The sequence below is a fragment of the Staphylococcus nepalensis genome (assembly GCF_002442935.1).
In the GTDB taxonomy this organism is placed as follows: domain Bacteria; phylum Bacillota; class Bacilli; order Staphylococcales; family Staphylococcaceae; genus Staphylococcus; species Staphylococcus nepalensis.
Genome location: NZ_CP017466.1, coordinates 2,568,672 through 2,589,643, shown reverse-complemented (window position 1 = coordinate 2,589,643; position 20,972 = coordinate 2,568,672). Strand labels below are relative to the sequence as shown.

18 protein-coding genes are annotated in these 20,972 nt (G+C 32.5%); 15 read left to right on the top strand and 3 right to left on the bottom strand.

The window, feature by feature from the left end; all coding sequences use genetic code 11:
* Positions 1–88 precede the first annotated feature (88 nt).
* Positions 89–1,024, top strand: coding sequence for an NAD-dependent epimerase/dehydratase family protein (locus BJG89_RS12435; protein ID WP_096810903.1), 936 nt, complete (start codon positions 89–91; stop codon positions 1,022–1,024).
* Positions 1,025–1,040: 16 nt separating this feature from the next.
* A complete protein-coding gene (locus BJG89_RS12430) occupies positions 1,041–3,557 on the top strand; it encodes a glycosyltransferase (RefSeq protein WP_096810902.1) in 2,517 nt (838 codons plus the stop codon).
* Positions 3,558–3,920: 363 nt separating this feature from the next.
* Here the strand turns inward: BJG89_RS12430 and BJG89_RS12425 are convergent, their stop codons facing one another.
* Positions 3,921–4,988 carry an acyltransferase family protein gene (locus BJG89_RS12425; protein ID WP_096810901.1) on the bottom strand — a complete coding sequence of 356 codons (1,068 nt, stop codon included), beginning with the start codon at positions 4,986–4,988 and terminating at the stop codon, positions 3,921–3,923.
* 279 nt (positions 4,989–5,267) lie between these two features.
* Here BJG89_RS12425 and BJG89_RS12420 point away from each other — a divergent pair, with 279 nt between their 5' ends.
* Positions 5,268–6,107 (top strand): sialate O-acetylesterase, encoded by an 840-nt coding sequence (locus BJG89_RS12420; RefSeq protein ID WP_096810900.1) that lies wholly within the window; start codon positions 5,268–5,270, stop codon positions 6,105–6,107.
* A 123-nt stretch (positions 6,108–6,230) separates the two neighbouring features.
* On the opposite strand, the gene BJG89_RS12415 is transcribed toward BJG89_RS12420, so the two are convergent.
* Positions 6,231–6,536 carry a monooxygenase gene (locus BJG89_RS12415; RefSeq protein ID WP_096810899.1) on the bottom strand — a complete coding sequence of 102 codons (306 nt, stop codon included), beginning with the start codon at positions 6,534–6,536 and terminating at the stop codon, positions 6,231–6,233.
* Between the two features lie 377 nt (positions 6,537–6,913).
* On the opposite strand from BJG89_RS12415, the gene isaB reads away from it, so the two are divergent.
* From isaB to cidR, 3 genes are all read left to right on the top strand, one after another.
* On the top strand, positions 6,914–7,498 hold the full coding sequence (gene isaB, locus BJG89_RS12410) for an immunodominant staphylococcal antigen IsaB family protein (RefSeq protein WP_096810898.1): 585 nt from the start codon (positions 6,914–6,916) through the stop codon (positions 7,496–7,498).
* A 402-nt stretch (positions 7,499–7,900) separates the two neighbouring features.
* Entirely contained in the window at positions 7,901–8,749 is an 849-nt protein-coding gene (bla, locus tag BJG89_RS12405) for a class A beta-lactamase (protein WP_096810897.1), read from the top strand.
* 43 nt (positions 8,750–8,792) lie between these two features.
* Positions 8,793–9,668 carry a cidABC operon transcriptional activator CidR gene (gene cidR / locus BJG89_RS12400; RefSeq protein ID WP_096810896.1) on the top strand — a complete coding sequence of 292 codons (876 nt, stop codon included), beginning with the start codon at positions 8,793–8,795 and terminating at the stop codon, positions 9,666–9,668.
* A 446-nt stretch (positions 9,669–10,114) separates the two neighbouring features.
* On the opposite strand, the gene BJG89_RS12395 is transcribed toward cidR, so the two are convergent.
* Complete coding sequence (locus tag BJG89_RS12395; protein ID WP_096810895.1) at positions 10,115–11,059, bottom strand: LacI family DNA-binding transcriptional regulator; 945 nt, start codon at positions 11,057–11,059, stop codon at positions 10,115–10,117.
* A gap of 145 nt (positions 11,060–11,204) precedes the next feature.
* On the opposite strand from BJG89_RS12395, the gene eda reads away from it, so the two are divergent.
* The 9 genes from eda to BJG89_RS12350 all read left to right on the top strand — a co-directional run bounded on the left by eda (position 11,205) and on the right by BJG89_RS12350 (position 20,923).
* Positions 11,205–11,822 carry a bifunctional 4-hydroxy-2-oxoglutarate aldolase/2-dehydro-3-deoxy-phosphogluconate aldolase gene (gene eda, locus BJG89_RS12390; RefSeq protein ID WP_096810894.1) on the top strand — a complete coding sequence of 206 codons (618 nt, stop codon included), beginning with the start codon at positions 11,205–11,207 and terminating at the stop codon, positions 11,820–11,822.
* Between the two features lie 2 nt (positions 11,823–11,824).
* Positions 11,825–12,796 carry a sugar kinase gene (locus BJG89_RS12385; protein ID WP_096810893.1) on the top strand — a complete coding sequence of 324 codons (972 nt, stop codon included), beginning with the start codon at positions 11,825–11,827 and terminating at the stop codon, positions 12,794–12,796.
* 28 nt (positions 12,797–12,824) lie between these two features.
* Entirely contained in the window at positions 12,825–13,862 is a 1,038-nt protein-coding gene (locus BJG89_RS12380; RefSeq protein ID WP_096810892.1) for a TRAP transporter substrate-binding protein, read from the top strand.
* The gene (locus BJG89_RS12375; protein WP_096810891.1) at positions 13,837–14,340 is read left to right on the top strand and encodes a TRAP transporter small permease; all 504 of its coding nucleotides are present in this window, start codon (positions 13,837–13,839) and stop codon (positions 14,338–14,340) included. Before BJG89_RS12380 ends, BJG89_RS12375 begins: the two co-directional genes overlap by 26 nt.
* The gene (locus BJG89_RS12370; protein WP_096810890.1) at positions 14,337–15,632 is read left to right on the top strand and encodes a TRAP transporter large permease; all 1,296 of its coding nucleotides are present in this window, start codon (positions 14,337–14,339) and stop codon (positions 15,630–15,632) included. Before BJG89_RS12375 ends, BJG89_RS12370 begins: the two co-directional genes overlap by 4 nt.
* Positions 15,633–15,647: 15 nt before the next feature.
* Positions 15,648–17,054, top strand: coding sequence for a glucuronate isomerase (uxaC, locus tag BJG89_RS12365; protein ID WP_096810889.1), 1,407 nt, complete (start codon positions 15,648–15,650; stop codon positions 17,052–17,054).
* 2 nt (positions 17,055–17,056) lie between these two features.
* On the top strand, positions 17,057–18,088 hold the full coding sequence (locus tag BJG89_RS12360; RefSeq protein ID WP_096810888.1) for a mannonate dehydratase: 1,032 nt from the start codon (positions 17,057–17,059) through the stop codon (positions 18,086–18,088).
* Positions 18,088–18,909: an SDR family oxidoreductase gene (locus BJG89_RS12355; RefSeq protein WP_096810887.1), complete on the top strand. Its 822-nt coding sequence runs from the start codon at positions 18,088–18,090 to the stop codon at positions 18,907–18,909. The genes BJG89_RS12360 and BJG89_RS12355 overlap by 1 nt, the downstream gene beginning before the upstream one ends.
* Before the next feature lie 256 nt (positions 18,910–19,165).
* A complete protein-coding gene (locus tag BJG89_RS12350; RefSeq protein ID WP_096811241.1) occupies positions 19,166–20,923 on the top strand; it encodes an ABC transporter ATP-binding protein in 1,758 nt (585 codons plus the stop codon).
* Positions 20,924–20,972 lie beyond the last annotated feature (49 nt).

The window sequence follows — 20,972 nt, the reverse complement described above, 5'->3', positions numbered from 1 at the left end:
ACTTTTTTAAAGAATATGTGTTATAATTTTTTCGATTAATCAAAACAGTGCAATGTATAATAAAACGAGAAAGTAGGAGAGTGAACAAATGAAAATTCTAATTACTGGCGGTGCTGGGTTTATCGGTTCTCACTTAGCGGCGTATTTTATTAATGATAACGAAGTCTTTATATTAGATAATTTAAGTACAGGCCATCGTTCAAATGTTGATTTTATAGATGACGCACACTTTATTGAAGAAGATGTGATGCACAAATCTTTCGTGACAGAACTTATAAAGCAGAAACAATTTGATATTGTCATTCATTTAGCAGCAGTAGTTAGTGTTGTAGAAACAATAAATAATCCTATAAACTCGCAATCTATTAATATAGATAGTACATTAAATCTTTTAGAAGCAAATCGTCAATATAATGCTAAGTTAAAAAAATTTATTTTCGCTTCATCTGCGGCTGTATACGGTAATACAGATGAATTACCAAAACAGATTGAAACATTTATTGATCCTGAATCACCATATGCTATAGAAAAGTATGCTGGGGAACAATATGCAAAACTTTATAATAAATTATATGATTTACCAACAACTGCATTAAGATTCTTTAATGTTTATGGTCCTAGACAAGATCCAAGCTCTCCATATTCTGGCGTTCTATCAATTATGGATAAAAAATTTAAAAACGATGAACCCTTTACATTTTTTGGAGATGGTGAGCAAACTAGAGACTTTGTCTACATAAAGGATTTAGTACAAGCAGTGGCAATCGTTATTGATAATGAAGCGTCAAATGGTAAAATATATAATCTAGCTACCGGTACACAAATATCATTGCTACAAATTTTTGAAAAATTCAAATTGATTTATAATAAGTCTATTAGCTATCAATTTGCTGAGCCAAGAAGTGGCGATATCAAGCATTCATGTGCTGAAATTAAAGGTTTAGAAGCGCTGGGCTTTAAACCTAAATATGATATTGTATCAGGCTTAACAGAATATATTAATTACTCAAAAACAGATAAATAAATGATGAGGTGGAATAATGGCAGGGAAAGCTAAAAAGTTTGTATTAAATCAAGGAAAAAGAAAATTAAAATTTGTTTTAGAACCATTAAAATTACAATTAAGAAGCAAATACACCAAAAATATTATGCATTATGCCAATTTATATAAAACAATCGAAGTAGATGAAAATCATATTTTATATCAAGTTAGAGACGGACAAAGTATGACAGATAGTCCGTACGCTATTTTTAAATATTTAATGGAACACCAAGCCTATCAAAAATATATACATATTTGGGTCGTTGCATCTCAAAAAATGCAAAAGGCATATTCAAAAAAGTTTAATAAATATAAAAACGTAAAGTTTATTGTTAAAGAAAGTGATGATTATTTACATTATTTAGCTAAGTGTAAATATCTCATTAATAATGCAACATTCCCTACATATTTCACGAAAAAACCAAATCAAGTTTATGTGAATACTTGGCACGGCACACCGTTAAAGTCAATGGGATTGGATATCAAAGATAATTTATTAGAATCTCAAAATACTATTAGGAATTTCTTGAGTTCTGATTACATTATTTCACCTAATCAACATACTACTGATATTTTTAAAAAAGCGTTTAAATTAGAAGAGTTAAATGACGATGCAATTTTAGAAATAGGATACCCTAGAATTGATGCAACGCTAAAAGCACAATCTGAAACAGTCATTCAAAAATTGAAAAAGCAAGGCCTTAAAATGACGAATGCACCTATATTATTATGCTCACCTACGTGGCGCGGTCATACTGTAAGCACGCCAGAAGATAATATTGAAGAAATGGAAGAAATGATAGAAGTATTAAATAAAAAAACAGACTATCAAGTACTGTTAAAAGTGCATCCATTCATTTATAGGAAAGCAGAAGGCAATAAGAAGTTAAAAAAATATCTAGTAAATGATACCTTTGATACAAATGAGCTATTAAGTATTGTTGATTTATTGGTAACAGATTATTCGAGCATCTTTTTTGATTATTTAGTTACTAATAAACCGATTATTTTCTATACGCCAGATTATGAAGACTATGAGGAAAACAGAGGCTTCTATCTACCGGTTGATAGTTTGCCAGGGCCTAGCGTACATTCAATAGAAACATTGGTAGATACAGTGAACCACCAACAAAATATATTGACTCAATATAATGATAATTATCGTGCTTATCAACAAAAGTTTGCTAATTATGATGATGGTCATGTTACAGAGCGTGTAGTTAACAAAGTATTTAATACAACCCAACAGCACAAAGAAAAACAACAAAATCGAAAAGAACGATTATTAATTTACCCTGGTGGCATGAAACCAAATGGTATAACGACATCCATGATGAATTTATTAGAAAACGTGGATTATGATAGGTATGATATTACAATTTACTTAGGTTTCAATAGAAATAAGGACGTCGTGGATAACCTTAAGAGTTTAAATGAAAATGTTAGGGTTATTTTAAGAAAAGGTCCGTTACTAGCTACTACTATGGAATATTATCGTAACCTTTTAGTACGTAATCGAGGTATTAAATCTAAAATTGAAGAAAAAATCTACCCTAATGAATTGTATGAGCGTGAGTTTAGGAAAGTATTTGGTAATTCAGAGTTTGATGTAGTCATTGACTTTAGTGGCTATGCCATGTTCTGGTCAGAATTATTATTAGCAAGTAACGCTAAACGAAAGTTAATATACTTGCATAGTGATATGAAAATGGACATGGAACGTAAAGTAAATGGCGTGAGACCGCATTACACTAATTTAAAAGGCGTTATGTCCTTATATCCTTATTATGATAAGCTTGTAAGTGTTTCTGAAGTTACGAAACAAGAAAATATTAAAAAAATAGCAACTAGAAAAACAATTAATAAATTTAATGCTTCAATGAATACGATTAATTTAGATAGAATTTATAATTCGATTAATGAAGACAATGATATCTTTATGAAAAACGGAGAACGTGTCATCGTTAGGGAACAAGATAAGCAAATTACTAGTGTGCCTTTCCATAAAAATGATTATAAAGTAATGACGATGGGCAGATTATCACCTGAAAAAGGATTTGATAATTTAATTAAAGCATTTAGTGGTATCGTAGAAGCCAATCCGAATGCTAGACTGTATATTTTAGGCGATGGCCCGCTTAAACATCAGCTTAACAAGTTAATAGAGTCATTGAATTTGTCAGAACACGTATTTTTAATGGGGCAAAAAAGAAATCCATTTAATATTATGAAAGATTGTGAATTATTTGTCTTACCATCTTATTATGAAGGCCAATCAATGGTCCTATTAGAGGCCCTGACAGTAGGCATTGATATCCTTGCTTCAGATATACCAGCTAATCAATATGTACTTGATTATGGTAAATACGGCATGCTTAGTTTCAATGATTCTGAATCACTACAAGCAAGCATACAACAGTTTATCAGTGGTGAAACGCCTGATTATGCTAAGTTTGATCCAGAATTATATAATAAAGAAGCGGTTGAACAATTTTATCATTTATTAGATGATTAAATTGAAATAAGAAACCAAGACAAGGATCACATTTTTTTTAGTGATTTTGTTACGTAAACAAGAAGGCAAGATGGCTAAGTAAAAAGCGTACAAGAATTAGAAATTTATGTGAAAATGACGGAGTTTAAGTGGACTACATAAGCTAAGGTTCATGTATAAGAACTACAAATGCGACATGATTACAAGAACTAAGATGCTTATTCTTGTATAAGAATGATATACTCCTTCATCAATGAAAAATGGCTCTTTAAAAAAACAACATTTTAAATGATTGATATTAAGGCTATTTTCATTCTAATCATCTATGATTAATATTATAGAAGATGCTGAGACATTTTGAATGTCTCAGCATTTTTAATATGACTAACTATGATGTTTATAATTATTAATAACCATAGGATGTAATGTGTTTCTCCCTACAATCATTCTCACATAAGGTATAAATGATAAAATAACAGCTAAACCAATACAAAAACCAAGTGTGAAAATAGTATTAATTATTAAAAATGGTATTGGCAATGTGACAAATGATGCCAGTGACCTAGAAATAGCATCTACAATAATTTGATGTGATAAGTAAATGAAAAAGGAAATTTCACTAATCAAAAAGATAAACACTAAATTAAATTTAGCCAATAGTTTTGAAAAATATACGATAAACACAAAACTAACTGCAGAAAATAAGACTAAGTCAAACCGATTGGATTCATTTAAATATACACCTAAATAAAAGAAATTAAATGCCATATATAAAATAGCTAAAATCCAGATTAAAATAAGCCAAATTAAATGACGTTTTAAAAATTGAATTACGGTGTCGTAATATTTTCCGAAATAGAACCCAACTACAAAATAAAATAACCAATATAAAATAATAGTTCTGTTAAACAAAGGGTAAAAACCCCAAAACTCAAGATACGACGTACTATAATACATTAAATAAGAATGTGCAAAACTAATTATAAAAGTTGTAATAAGTACAAAGGCTGGATTGGCTTTGCTTAATAATTTATAGAATAAGCGATGTAATATATAAAACTGGAAAATAACAATTACAAACCACCCAAAAAAATTACCTTTTATAACAATGCTTATAAAAATGTCTAAAAATGATTTATTTGAGCCGTCACCTAAAAATAATTTAAACGTAACGAATAAACCGAATAAAACATATGGAATTAAAATAAACTTCATTCGTTTTAGTAAAAAGTTTTTAGGGATGCTATTTGAATATCGCATACCTAACAAAATTTCCGACAAAATAATAAAGCATGGTGTTGCGAATAGTAAAATAACTTGCACAAAACTAAAACTTATTTTTTCAAATGATGTAATATGAGGATCATTGACTAAACCAGTTAAACAATGAACGATAACTATAGTAATACAAAAAATCGCCCTAGCATATGTGAGCTCTATCTTCCTCTCCAAAATAACAAACTCCTCTCAAAAATCCATTCCATGATATGATAATTAGAGTAAAAAGTAAAGTTTATATATTTCCATTTTTATAATTTATTTATATAAAGTATCGTACCGTATAAATTTTGAAAATAAATAAAGAAAATAAAAAACTAAAGAGAGTAAGTTTAACTATAGAATAAGCAATGCGGTAATAGTTTTAAATTTTTAATGCATGTGTATAGAATAACAGTATTTGTTATTAAATGTTAAAATAATAAAAAGTTGGAATTTGAAAGGAAATGAGTTATGAAATCAATTTTACTTATTGGACAATCAAATATGGCAGGTCGTGGTTTTTTAAATAGTGTGAAGCCTATTATAGATGAGCGTATTTTTGTATTAAGAAATGGTAGATGGCAGATGATGGAAGAACCAATACATAGCGACCGTTCTGTTGCTGGTATAGGGCCGGCTGCATCTTTTGCAAAGATGTGGTTAGATAATCATCCCAATGAAACTATTGGTTTAATCCCATGTGCAGATGGAGGTACTTCTATTGATGATTGGGCAGATAATGGCGCATTGACACGTCATGCGTTAAGTGAAGCCCGCTTCGCAATGGAAACATCTGACCTGATGGGTGTGTTATGGCATCAAGGGGAAAGTGATAGCCAAAATAAGCAATTTCAAACATATGAATCGAAATTAATGCATTTAATTACGTATTTTAGAGAAGCGCTTCATAAACCGCAACTTACTTTTGTGATGGGCTTATTAGGAGAATTTTTAGGACAAGATGGGTTTGGTGCGAGTGCAACAGAATATCAAGAAATTAACGAAATCATTAAAAGTGTAGCCAATAAAAATGCACAATGTTTTTATGTCACAGCGGAAGGGTTAACAGCAAATCCAGATGGCATTCATATTGATGGTTATTCTCAACGCTTGTTTGGTTTGCGTTATTACGAAGCTTTTTCAAAAAGGGGAAACATCCAACACCCTTTAGCAAATGAGGCAGAAAAAGAATCATATTTGTACAAAAATGAATTTACTCAAAATGAGAAGATATATATGCTTGTTGCGCGTCTATCTCAAAATAAAATTACGTATCAAGATTTCTTAAAAGAAATGGCGCAACTATATTAGAAATACCGTTGGAAAATATTTTAATTATCAAAATTGGATAGTCAAGATATAAATATAATAAGCCTTCCATATCAAAATATTGATTGATATGAAAGGCTTATTTGATTATATAGATTCATTGATTTAATCTAAGCGGCCATGCGTTATTTGAGTGAGCACATCATTGGTAGCTAGAATTTTTGCATTTACGTTTGGCACACCCATAGATTTAAGACGTTCACTATGCATGTTTAAGTAGTTTTCTGCATTTTCGTAACTATCAAATGCATATATGCCGCCAGCTTCTTTGGTTGCCTCATTTTCAGTCCATATTTTCCATAAAAATCCTGGTTCTTCGTTAATAGACTTGGCTAAATCAGAGAATTGGGTTGCCATCTCTTCTCCAAAAGGGCCATCAATAGGAAAATCAACTTGTAAAATATAACGCATTATAAATCATCCTTTCTAAAATACTTATTTATGTAACTTTACCAGATTAAGTAGCATTTCAGTAAAATTTCGCCTTAACTATATAGGAATTGATTGAAATGCTGTAGTTAAAATAGGCCTAGTAACATATTTAATATCAACACCATAATTAAACCACAAATGCCTACAATGAATTCCACTAATTGAAATATTTTTAATCATAAATTTAATTCTAAAACAAAACAATCCCCATTACAATAAAGCGCTTTCTAAAGGATTGTTTAAGTATATAAGAAAAAGAGGGTATTTTTTGCTTGCAAATATAAATGATAGGTGTATGATTAAGGTGAATAATTACACTTTGCATTTGAGAGACTACGAATAAGGAGGAATTGATTATGTATAAAGTAGTAAAGATACTTTCGTCAACAGTCGTTGTATCCACACTTGTCTTAGGTTCTTCAGCAGCATATGTTGCCACGAGTAGTCCGAACGTGCAAGCAGCAGAACAGGTTCAAAAATGGGGTCACGGTGAAGGTGGCGCAAGTGGTGCCAGCAGTGAAAGTGACGTTAATTTAAAAGCCGAAACACCATGGTACAATTATGAAGGTTATACCACATATGATCCTTCATTCACTCAAGATTATAACTTTGTACGTGCTTTGAAATATGATAACGTCTCAATCAATGGTTATAAAGTTGATACAGGAGCCAAAGAAGAGTTTGATCATAACAAGAAAGTTTATGATACGACAGTAGAATTTAATAGCGCAAATGAAGTAGTACAAATCACTTTCTTCACTAAACCTGACTCAGTTTCTAAAGATACTTTTAAAAAAGCACATACATCTAACGAAATAACTGAAGAAGGTAAATTAGGTAACGACGATGGCACATTTGTAACTTATGATACTAATAATGGCTCTTATACTGCTTTCTTTGATCAAAACGATAACTTAATGGAAATGACAATTGGTCAATAACTGTAACTGGTATGTATAAAACGTGACGTGTTTTGATAATAGTGTCTAATTATTGTTATCAACAAGACGTTTTATGAGTCAATCGAACTCAGACGACTCAATACAGTTAGCAATATGGGGCTGGGGCATGTATACATGTCCCAGCTTTAAATATGATAAGGACGATGGATTGAAAAACACATGTGCATGAAGTGCTTTGAATTTTAGGCAGATTTTATTAAAAGGCGCTTATAATGACTTTAATAGAAAAATTAAATAGACGTGGTAGATTACTAATCTATCTCCATTTGTACGTTTTATGAGTTCCTTTTATAAGATAATTGTATTTTATAATATTTATGATTATAGTTAAACTTAAGTAAAGACATAGCAATCATATATAGGAAAAGGGGAGAATAAAAAATGAGGAAATTATGTTTAAGTATATTGGTTGGGTTCATGTTGCTCATTTTAACGGGGAATACTGCTTCAGCAAAGACATTTGAGCAAATTGAACAAGACAATGATACAATCGTAGGGGTCTATGGTGTAAATACAGCTAATGGCAAACACATACAACATCGCTCAGATGAACGATTTGCATTTGCATCTACATATAAAGCAATCGCCAGCGGGATATTATTACAAAACACTGCTACCTCAACACTAAATAAAAAAATAGATATAAAGAAAGATGATATTGTAGCAAACTCACCTGTAACTGAAAAATATGTAGGTAGTCAGATGACTTTAAAAGCATTAATCCAAGCATCTATGCTACAAAGTGATAATACAGCTAATAATAAAATTATTAATGAAATTGGTGGCATCAAGGGTTTTCATGAAGAATTAAAACAACTCGAAGATAATATATCAAATCCGCAAAGATTAGAACCCGAATTAAATTTATATGATCCAACAAGTACTGCAGATACTACAACGCCTAAAGCTGCGGCAATGACATTAAAACACATTTTAACGAATGAAGATATGAGTAAAGCTAATCGTAATTTATTAAAAAATGTGATGATTCATAATGAAACGGGCGATACTTTAATTAAGGCTGGTGTATCTAAACAAGCCGTAGTAGGTGACAAAAGTGGTCAAGGTTTAACTTATGGTACGCGCAATGATTTGGCTTTTATATATCCTAAAAACCAAAAAGAGCCGATTGTGCTTGCTATTTATACGAAAAAAGATGGCAAAGATGCAAAACCTAATGATAAAGTGATTCAAATGGCAACAAAAACAGCAATGGAAGCTTTGAAATAATTACGTATGCAAACGATTATAGAGCGATTCAGAGGGGTTAAAAATGGAAATTAAGCAAATGAAATATTTTGTAGAAGTTGTGAAAAATGGTGGGATGACCCAAGCATCTGAACATTTATATATTGCGCAATCTACAATCAGTAAAAATATTAAAAGTATTGAAAATGAATTCAACATTACCTTGTTTGATAGAAGAAAAAAACACATTATTTTAACGGATATCGGCCAAATATTTTATGATAAATGTGTAGAAGCATTAGCCGTCTTAGATGATTTATCTTTAGAAATGGGAGATGTAACAAATTTAGAAAGAGGTCATATTAGAGTTGGGATATCAGCGATTATGAATGTAAGGCTTTTTACAGAAAGCTTGAATCAATTTCATAATAAATACCCCAATGTGACTTATGAAGTCATTGAAGGGGGCGGTAAAGCAGTTGAATTATATTTAAATAATGATGAGATTGACGTAGGTATCACAACGTTACCCGTAGATGATGATGTTTATCACGCTGTCCCTTTATACAATGAAAAATTATTATTAGTAGTAGATAAGCAGTCTGAAATTGCAAAACAATCATCGGTCTACTTAGGTGATTTAAAAAATGAACGTTTTATTATGTTTCATGATGACTACTATTTAAAGGATCAAATTATTGAAAGCTGCAGAAAAGTTGGATTTCATCCTAAAACAGTAGCGAAAATGTCACAAATTACATTTATTGAAAATATGATTCGTGATGGTATCGGTGTCAGTATATTACCAGAAAGTATTGTAAATATTTTGAATGATGATGTTGTAGGCTTAGACATTAAGGGCGCTGATGTGTCATGGAATTTAGGTATTATTTGGAAAAAAGATAGTTATATGAATTATGTAACGCATGAATGGATCAATTTTTTAAAAGAAACAAAATAAAATGCGTTAATAAAACTTGAACGCATTATAGTTAAAATGTATTCCGTGGTAGAATACGATATATTCCAACTATGTATTTTAATCATGACGATATGCGTAATATAATAGATGTATAGAGGGTTATGCGTACTGGTTATTATTAATTGATAGAAGAGAAAAAGTTAATATGTTAATGATAATCCCTAACGCCAAAGTAGCGAGCATAATTGCGTTTCATAATTCAGAACTCATAATAAATTTATCTAGAATAACATAATTCTCCCCATTCATTCACTTAAATAAGAACTCCCTATTCTTATTATAATATATTGAGTATCTATATTTATACATTAAGCTTATCTTCTATATCAAGTAGGTTAATGATAAAAAGTAGCCCTCTTGTCAAACATCAATCAAACACATAAACATGCCCAAACCGCAATACTAAGGTTTGGGCATATTTATGTCTATATGTTTTTTTGAATTTTGGGATGAAGATGGTAAGTTGATTGAGTCTCTTCGTTTTTGATTATTTTATCTAAAGTATCTACAATACTCTGTGCAATTTCTGTCGTTGGGACCCCAATAGCATTGACAGGATAATCTAATTTTTTAATTTGTGGAATATTATCATAAGAATACAAAATAGGGTGGTCGTTTGGACCAAGTGCATTAATGGTTCCGACTGTGATGTCATAACTACCACAAATTACACCTTGAGCAAGATCGTTATACTGTAAAAAATGTTTAACGGAAGATTCAGTTTCGATAGCGTTCAAGCTTGTAGAATCAATGATACGATAATCGATGTGGTGTTTTTTACAGTACTGTGTAATAGTTTCTTTTTTAGCAATTTGACGTGTATCGCTTGTATGTATATCACCAATATAGTCAATGGAATTTACGCCTTGATTTACGAGTGCTTTAATTGCCATAATCATCGCTTCTGAATGATTTACATTAATCATTGGATAAGGAATATCGCGATTAACACCATAAGCTACCACAGGCACATTATTATAAATTTCTGGAGATAAATTTGTAGCATCTCCCTCATCAAAAATGACGATACCATCACAACCGAATTCCACAAATTTCTTTGAGGCTGCAGCAACGTCATCTATTGAAACAAACATGACATAACCTAAATCTTTAATCGCATGGTTTATTTCTGAAATCAGATGAGTAACTGCTACACGATCAACAGAAGGCCATATTAATCCAATTGTGCCACTTTTCTTAGATACGAGTGCTCTTGCTGAATGATTAGGGATATAATTCATTTCGAGTGCTTTTTGCTGAATCATGCTTTTTGTTTTGGGTTTAACGAGATGAGAATTTTTAAGTGCTTTACTAACTGTGGAATAACTGACTCCACAGGCTTCAGCAACGTCTTTTAAAGTTACAGCCATAAAATTTCTCCTTGAAATTGATTGATTTAAATTCGAATTAATTATACCATAGAGATAAGCATTACAATATTTTTTTGTATGATAATAACAACGTTGTTATTTTGAAATAGTATTGTAAATCATATAATTATGAGGGGTTGAAGAGATGGATTCAATTAACACAATGAAAGAAATTCAACAAGGTCAGCATATTGCCGTGATGCGCACGGATGATGCAGCATCGTTTTTGGATATTGCGCATACAATTATAGATAAGGGGCTTCATATTATCGAAGTAACATTAACGACGCCTAATGCTATGGACATAATAGCTAAATTATCAAAAAGAGAAGACGCATTGATAGGCGCTGGTACAGTATTAGATAGTGTTTCTGCGCGGACTGCTATTTTAAACGGGGCAAAATTTATTGTAAGCCCTAGTTTTGATAAAGAAACAGCTAAAATTGCCAATTTGTATGATGTACCATATATTCCTGGATGTATGACAGTCAAAGAAATGGTCGAATCATTAAGATATGGATGCAAAGTGCTTAAATTATTCCCTGCTACTCAATTTACGCCTAAGTCTATTAAAGATTTTAAAGGGCCGTTACCACAAATTGAAATTGTACCGACGGGTGGCGTAGGAAAAGCGAATCACAAAGAATGGTTAGATGCTGGAAGTTTTGCAGTGGGCATAGGTAGTGAAATCACAAAAATTTATCAACAAGAAGGTAAAGAAGCTCTAGAAAGCTATATTTCAGAAATAAAAAGCGAGGTATAACAATGACAGTTTATGGGTTTGGTGAAGTGTTGTTACGTTATACGCCACCTGATTACGAACAGTTGAAAGACGCAGGCACGTTTAAAGTAAACGTGGGTGGCGCAGAATTAAACGCACTTGTAACGTTAGCACAATTTGGTCATCCTACTGAAATATTAACAGTATTACCTAATCATGCACTTGGTCACTTAGCTTTGCAAAAAATGTTTCAAACACGTGTGGGAACATCATTTATCAAATATAATAACGGCCGGGTAGGCACTTATTATATGGAAGAAAGTTTTGGTTTTCGCAGTGGTAAAGTCATTTACGATAGGGAACATTCAACATTCGCTGAACATGGTGCCAGTATCATGAATGATATTAACGCTCAAAATGGTGACTATTTTGTATTTACAGGTATTACATTAGCTGTAAATAAAGCGATACGTCGTCAGATTGTTGATGTATTAGCACATTTGAAAGAAAAGGGCGTTAAAATCGTATTTGATATTAATTTTAGAAGCAATTTGTGGGATAAAGAAGAAGCAGTTCCAGTTATTAAGTCAATTTTACCTTTAGTTGATGTACTATTTTTTGGGAAAAAGGATGCTACACATTTGCTTGAAACCAATGCTTTAGATGACGATATGAAAACTTGTGCAAAGACGATTCAAACGCAATATGATATTGCGTTGATGGCTTCAAGTAATAGAAATATTGAACAAAGTACCTTACAAGGTATTATTCTTACAAAGGACGATTATATCGAAAGTCAAGCATATGCATATACTGTATTAAACCGTATTGGCGCAGGAGACGCATTTATGGCGGGTGTTTTACATGGATTGAATAAAGGGTGGCAACTAGGAGAAACGGTTGACTTTGCAACGAAATGTTCAGTCCTACAGCATACGACAAATGAAGATGCACTCAACGTACAAGAAAGTGATGTGTTTAATTTATCAACACATTTTGGAGCGTTAAAACGATAAAAATTGCAATACAAGGGGCATTATCTTTATGAAAAAAATTTTATTTCTACTTGTAAGCGCATTCTTTATGATTGGGATGGCATCCATGATATTAACAAATGGGGATGTTAAAGCTAAAGATAAGCAAAAAGAAATTATGTTAGCACATAATCAACCAACTGAGCATCCTGTGCATAAATCATTAAAGATATTTAAAGAGAGATTAGAAAAAAAGTCACATGGTCAAATTAAAGTGAATATTTACCCCAACGGCCAACTCGGCAGCGAACGTGAAGCGATTGAAATGACCCAAACCAATGCTATACAAATGACAAAAGTATCAGCAGGCGCACTCGAAAGCTTTTCACCGACATACTCACTATTTAATATGCCATATTTATTTGAATCTGAAGATAATTATCGCCATGTGATGAAGCAGAAGAACGTACAAGATGCGTTTTTTAAATCCACAGATGATCAAGGTTTTTTAGGTATCACTTATTATGATGCAGGTATGCGTAATATTTATACCAAAGATAAAAAAATTAAAGACAACACAGACTTGAAAGGGTTGAAGGTACGAGTTCAACCAGGGAAAACAAGTGTTGATTTAATCAAGTCATTAGGTGGCACGCCTACGCCAATGGATTTTGGCGAAGTTTATACAGCCATGCAGTCAGGCGTGATTGATGCAGCAGAGAATAATGAAACAGCCTTAACGACTAATAACCATGGTGAAGTTGCTAAAAATTATTATTATACAGAACATGCAACCGTACCGGATATTTTAATCATGAATAAAGAAACCTACGACAGTTTGACAAAACAACAACAAAAATGGTTAGAAGAGGCTGCTGATTATTCTACTAAAAAGCATGAAGTGATTTGGGATAAGGAAGTAAAAAACGCCAAGAAAACAGCTAAAGAAAAAATGGGAGTGCAATTTCATGATGTAGATAAAACATCATTTAAAGCGACTTCTAAACCACTTCAAGATGAATTTAAAAATAATCCAGACACAAAAGAGGATTATAAATTAATCGAGAAGGAGGAACAACGCTATGAAGAAAGCAAAGCAAATCATTGATAGATTGCTGTTGACGTTGGCAGGTATCTCGCTTTTTGTAATGGTGATTTTATCCATTTATCAAGTGGCAACGCGATTTATATTTAACACACCCAGTACAACGAGTGAAGAGATTGTTAGATTCTTGTTAATTTGGTTTGGCTTATTGAGTGCAAGTTATGTATTTGGAATTAAACAACATATTGCTATCGTGTTTATGAGAGAGAAATTACCTGAGAAAGCACAAGTTATTTTAGAGAAAATGTCAGACGTTATCTTAATTATCGTCGCGATTATACTTATGATCTGGGGCGGATTTGAAGTTGTGAAATTAACTTGGTCTCAGATCGCGCCATCTACAGGTTTATCGATGGCATTGATGTATGGTGCGTTACCAGTGTCGGGTATATTTATCATTTTCTATGCATTTTACAATTTATTGAACAAAGAGGAATTAGTTCAAGAAGGTAATGAGGTTGAAGGCGGTGATGGTTTATGACGACAACTGCAGGGTTAGTTTTGTTCATCACGTTCTTCGTCTTTCTGATTATGGGGCTGCCTATTGCACTTTCGATTATTTTAAGTTCAATTATCACTTTATTATTAATACTGCCATTTGATGTCACAATTGTGACTGCCGCACAGCGGATGGTGACAGGGATTGATGATTTTACAATGTTAGCCATACCCCTATTTGTATTAGCAGGCATCATTATGAATAACGGAGGCATCGCATTTAGATTAGTGAATTTTGCTAAAGTTTTAGTAGGGCGATTACCGGGTTCATTAGCGCATACCAATATTGTGGGGAATATGCTGTTTGGTTCTATTTCTGGTTCAAGTGTTGCTGCAGCCGCAGCGATGGGACGTATCATGGGCCCGATGGAAAAAACGCAAGGCTATAAAAAAGAATATTCCGCAGCAGCAAATATTGCATCTGCACCATCAGGTTTAATGATTCCACCGAGTTCGCTATTGATTGTATATTCATTAGTCAGCGGTGGTACATCTATTGCTGCACTATTTATCGCAGGTTATATCCCTGGTATTTTATGGGGTATTGCTTGTATGATTGTCGCTTATTTTATGGCAAAAAAACAAGGCTATAAAGTGTCAGAAAAAATAAGTTGGAAAGATAAATTATTCCTAACACTTGATGCGTTGCCAAGTTTATTTTTAATCGTAGTTGTTATAGGAGGTATTGTATCTGGTATCTTTACAGCTACGGAAGGCGCTGCAGTAGCAGTTTTATATTCTGTAGTGTTGTCGCTTATTTATAAGAGTTTGAAAATAAAGCAACTTTCAAATGTTATCAAAGAAACAGCAGAAATTAGCGGTATGATTTTATTTTTAATAACCGCTTCTGCATTGTTTTCACTTGTTATGAGTTATACAGGACTACCAGAAGCAATATCTAACGGTATTATTTCAATGACAGACAATCCGATTGCACTTCTATTATTAATCAACGTTATTTTATTAGTGATTGGTACATTTATGGACATCACGCCAGCTGTACTTATATTTACACCAATCTTCTTACCGATTTCAGAAGTGTTAGGACTTGACCCAATACATTTTGGTATTATTATTGCTTTCAATTTATGTATTGGTAATATCACACCACCTGTGGGTAGTGCACTGTTTGTGGGGGCAAGCGTAGGTGGCGTTCGTGTAGAATCAGTATTTAAATATTTAGTTCCTTATTTTGGAGCACTAATTATTTTAATGCTTATTATCACATTTATTCCACAATTATCATTATTCCTTCCAAAATTATTAGGATTATAGAAAAGGGGCAAAGTTATGACTTTAATTAATGACAATTTTTTATTAAATAATAAAACAGCAGTTAAGTTATACCAAAAAGTTAAAGATTTACCTATTTATGATTTTCACTGTCATCTAGATCCGAAAGAAATTTATGAAAATAAAAATTACGACAATATCACACAATTATGGTTAGGTGGCGACCATTATAAATGGCGTTTAATGAGAGCTTATGGCATTGAAGAGGCATTCATTACAGGTACTGTTGATGATTTTGATAAATTCAAAGCATTTATGCATATGTTACCTTACGCTATTGTGAACCCAATGTATCATTGGTGTGCACTTGAGCTAAAACGTTATTTCGACGAAGACACAGATTTGGATAAAGTGAACGTCAAAAAATTGTACAAATCACTTAATAAAAAACTGGCAAAACCTTCACACACGCCGCAAAGTTTAATTAAACAAAGTAACGTTAAAGTCGTTTGTACCACAGATGATCCATGCGATGATTTGAAATATCATAAGTTGCTAAATGAAGACGACAAGGTGACGTTTAAAGTTATACCTACTTTTAGACCAGATAGTTATGTTTTCTTAAATCAAGATTCTATTAATACAAAAATTAATCAACTAGATGAAACAACAGATTGTGATATTAAAGATTTAAGTACTTATATTGACGCATTAAAAGCACGTGTTCATTATTTTGATAGACAAGGTGCACGTAGTTCTGATCAAAGTTTTGAAAAGACGCCATTAGTTACAGCATCTGCTAAAGATGCTAATGCGGTATATGATGCATTAAAACGTGGCGAGCAAGTATCTGAAACAGAGCAATATGAATTAGCAGGTTATATTTTAACTGAAATTAGTAAAGTATATGAAGAGTTAGGTTGGGTTGTACAATTCCACCTTGGACCAACAAGAAATAATAATTCGAATATGTTTGGTATTACGGGGCCAGATAGCGGTTTTGACAGTGTAGGTGAACAACTAAGCGCCAAAAAATTAAATGCATTACTTGATCATCTTGAACAAAACCAAGCTTTATCGGATACGATTATTTATCCTAATAATGGAAATGACCATTTAATGGTTCAAGCAACAGCAGGTAACTTTACAAATAGCATTCATAAGGTTCAACTTGGTGCAGCATGGTGGTTTAACGACACTAAAGAAGGTATGGAACAACATTTAGTAGATTACGCTAACGTTGGTTTATTATCTAAATTTGTTGGTATGCTCACTGATTCACGCAGCATGATCTCATATACACGACATGAGTATTTCAGAAGAATTTTATGCAATTTCTTAGGAGATAAGATTGAAAAAGGTGAAATTCAACTGTCAGATGACACAATAACTAAAATATTGAAAGATATTTGTTATAACAATGCAGTAAACTTATTTAAAATTGAAGGCGTTGAGGAGGTATAATGATGGAATTATCATTTCGTTGGTATGGAGAAGATGACCCAGTAACATTAAATAATATTAGACAAATTCCAGATATGAAACACATTGTTTCAGCTATTTATGACATTCCTGTTGGAGAGGTTTGGACTAAAGAGAGAATTGCAGCATTAAAACAATCGATTGAAGATGCAGGTTTGAAATTTGAAGTTGTAGAAAGTTTACCTGTAAGTGAAGAAATCAAATTAGGTACAGAAAAGCGCGATGAATTAATTGAAAATTATAAGACTTCGCTCATTAATCTTGCTGAAAATGGTATTAAAACAGTGACTTACAACTTTATGCCCGTGTTCGATTGGACGCGTTCACAATTAGATTATGAGTTGCCAGATGGTTCAAATACATTAATTTATAACCACGATCAAATTAAAGATATTGACCCATTAACAACTAATTTAAATTTACCAGGTTGGGATGAAAGTTACTCACGTAAAGAGATGAATCATCTTATTTCAGCATATCGTGAAACATCAGATGAACAGTTATGGGATAACTTGAAATATTTCTTAGATGCTGTGTTGCCAACTGCGATAGAACATGACGTTGATCTGGCGATTCATCCAGACGATCCGCCTTGGGCTATATTCGGTATCCCACGTATCATAAAGAATAAGGAAAGTTATGAACGCCTATTATCAATTAATAATGATACGCATAACGGCATTTGTTTCTGTACTGGGTCATTAGGTTCATTAGCAGAAAATGATTTACCGAGTATGATTCGAACATTTGGCGACCATATTCATTTTGTACACATGCGTAATGTTAAACGTTTAGATGAATATTCTTTCGTTGAAACAGGTCATTTATCCAAAAATGGTTCTATAGATATGAAAGCGATAGCAGAAGCATTAAGAGATATTGATTTTAAAGGCACAATCAGACCAGATCACGGACGCATGATTTGGGGAGAAACAGGTAAGGCTGGTTATGGATTATTCGATAGAGCACTAGGTGCCACATATATAAATGGATTAATTGAAGGAGTGAGAAAATAATGGCAACACAATTTAAAGATGTGAATGTTGTTATTACAGGGGCAACGGGAGTCATCGGCGCTACATTTGTAAAAGCACTTGTAGAAAAAGGTGCGAATGTAGGTATATTAGGCCGCTCTGAAGATAAGATTGTACAATTACAAGACGAAATTGATCAAAATAGACAACAAACGGTCGCTTTAGTAGCAGACGTGTTAGACAAAGAAGCTTTAGAGAAAGCAAAACAAACATACAATGATCAATTTGGTGCGATTACTATTTTGATTAATGGTGCAGGCGGAAATCATCCTGATGCGACCACAAATGATGAAATGTATGATCAAGCAGGTGATAAAACATTCTTTGACCTTACAGAAGATGGTATAGACAAAGTCTTTAAATTGAACTATACAGGTACATTTTTACCATCACAAGTATTTGGTAAAGATGTAGTGGCATCAGAAAAAGGCACGATTATCAATATTTCTTCTATGAATGCATTTACACCGTTGACGAAAATTCCAGCGTATAGTGGTGCAAAAGCTTCTGTAAGTAACTTCACACAGTGGTTAAGCACATATTTCGCGGGACAAATACGCGTCAATGCGATTGCGCCAGGATTTTTCGAAACAAATCAAAATAAAGCATTGCTCAGAAATGAAGATGGTTCATATTCAGAACGTGCTCAAAAAATTCTTTCACAAACACCAATGGATCGATTTGGTGTTCCTGAAGACATCTTAGGCACATTATACTGGTTAATGGATCATGATATGAGTGGTTTTGTAACTGGTATTGTAGTACCTGTAGACGGCGGATTTTCATCCTATTCTGGTGTATAAAAGTCGTGTTAATCTATGATTGTGCATTCTTAAGTAAAAGTATTGTCGTTTATTTATAATAAAGGTATGTTTTTATATGAGTGGTATTGGTCACCAAATTAGAATATTTGGTGTCTGTGCCACTCTTATTTTATTTTTGGTTGGTATAACGTATATAATGTTTTTTTAAATGTATGAATATTTGATTTTACACATTTATAAAATTTTAATAAATTTCATTGATAATAATTATCATTTAATCCATAATATATTTCATATGAATATTTATAAATTTAAAAGTAGGTGGGATGTTGTGAAAGCTTTTTTGAATTACTATAAGCCGTATAAAGGGTTGTTTTTTATAGATTTTGGTTCTGCTATTGTAGTAGGTTTATTGGAATTAATTTTTCCACTTATTACAAGTATTTATATAGACCGTTTGTTACCTACAAATCATTGGAATCTCATTGTGATTTTTGGGTTGGTTTTATTAGGTGTTTTTGCTATTGCATCAGTACTTAAGTTTGTTGTAACCTATTGGGGACATAAGTTAGGTACAAATATAGAACGTGATATGCGTAACGATTTATATAGTCATATTCAAAAACTAAACTTTAAGTATTTTGATAACCAAAAATCTGGAAAATTAATTGGTCGCTTAACCAATGATTTAATGGATATTGGAGAAGCGGCGCATCATGGCCCCGAGGATATCTTTTTATCTATTATGACATTGATTGGTGCATTTATCATTATGTTGACAATTGATGTGAAATTAGCATTGATTACATTCTGTGTAGTACCAATTGTTTTTATATTAGCGATATATTTCAATCAAAAAATGTCTCGTGCATTTAAAGGACTATTTGCGAATGTATCCCGTTTTAATGAATTAATAGCGGATAATGTTGGTGGTATTAGATTAGTTCAAGCATTCACTAATGAGCGCCACGAACAACAAAAATTTAATCGTATTAATGATGACTTTAGAGCCACAAAATTAAAAGCTTATAATTATATGTCATGGAACGTTACGATTAGCCACATTGCTCAAAAATTAACACTGGTTATTGTATTAATCGTTGGCAGTTACTTCGTATTGCATGGTGACTTGAGCTATGGGGGCATCGTTGCATTTATTATGATTACGAATGTTTTATTTAAACCTTTAGAACAAATTAATATGATTATTGAGCTATTTCCAAAAGCCATTGCAGGGTTCAATAATTTCAGAGAAATCTTGGCGATAGACCCAGAAATACAAGACGACCCGCAGGCTATCAAGATGCCTTCTAAACCTAAAACAATTCAATATAAGGATGTATCATTTGGCTATGGAGAAACACCTATTCTAAATAAAATGAATTTAACAATTTATCAAGGTGAAAAAATTGCGTTAGTAGGACCAAGTGGCAGCGGTAAGACAACGATTAGTTCATTATTACCTCGATTTTACGAAGTAGATGAAGGAGATATTTTATTTGACGGTCAAAGCATTCAATCTATTCGATTCGCATCTCTGCGTTCAGAAATAGGTGTGGTTCAGCAAGATGTATTCTTATTTTCTGGCACATTAAGAGACAATATTGTATACGGACATTTAGAGGCTGATGAAGCACAAATATGGGAAGCAATCCGACACGCCCAACTGGAAAACTTTATCAATGAATTGCCATTTGGGCTTGATACGCTCGTAGGAGAAAGAGGTACAAAATTATCAGGCGGACAAAAGCAACGTATATCGATTGCGAGAATGTTTTTAAAAGACCCCTCTATTATTATTTTAGATGAAGCGACGAGTGCGCTTGATATTGAAACAGAAAACAAGATACAAAAAGCATTTAAAAAACTTTCTGAACATAGAACATCTTTAATTATTGCTCATCGTTTATCAACGATTAAAGATGTTGACCGTATTATCTTTATTAAAGACGGTCAGATATTAGAAGAAGGCAGCCATGAGGCACTCATGCAACATGAAGGTCCCTATAAGCAACTTTACTTATCACAATTTACAGACGTTGAGACCTTTTAAATGAACTGAAGTAAAGCGCGTATCATTAACCTGCAGTACTCTGAACTTT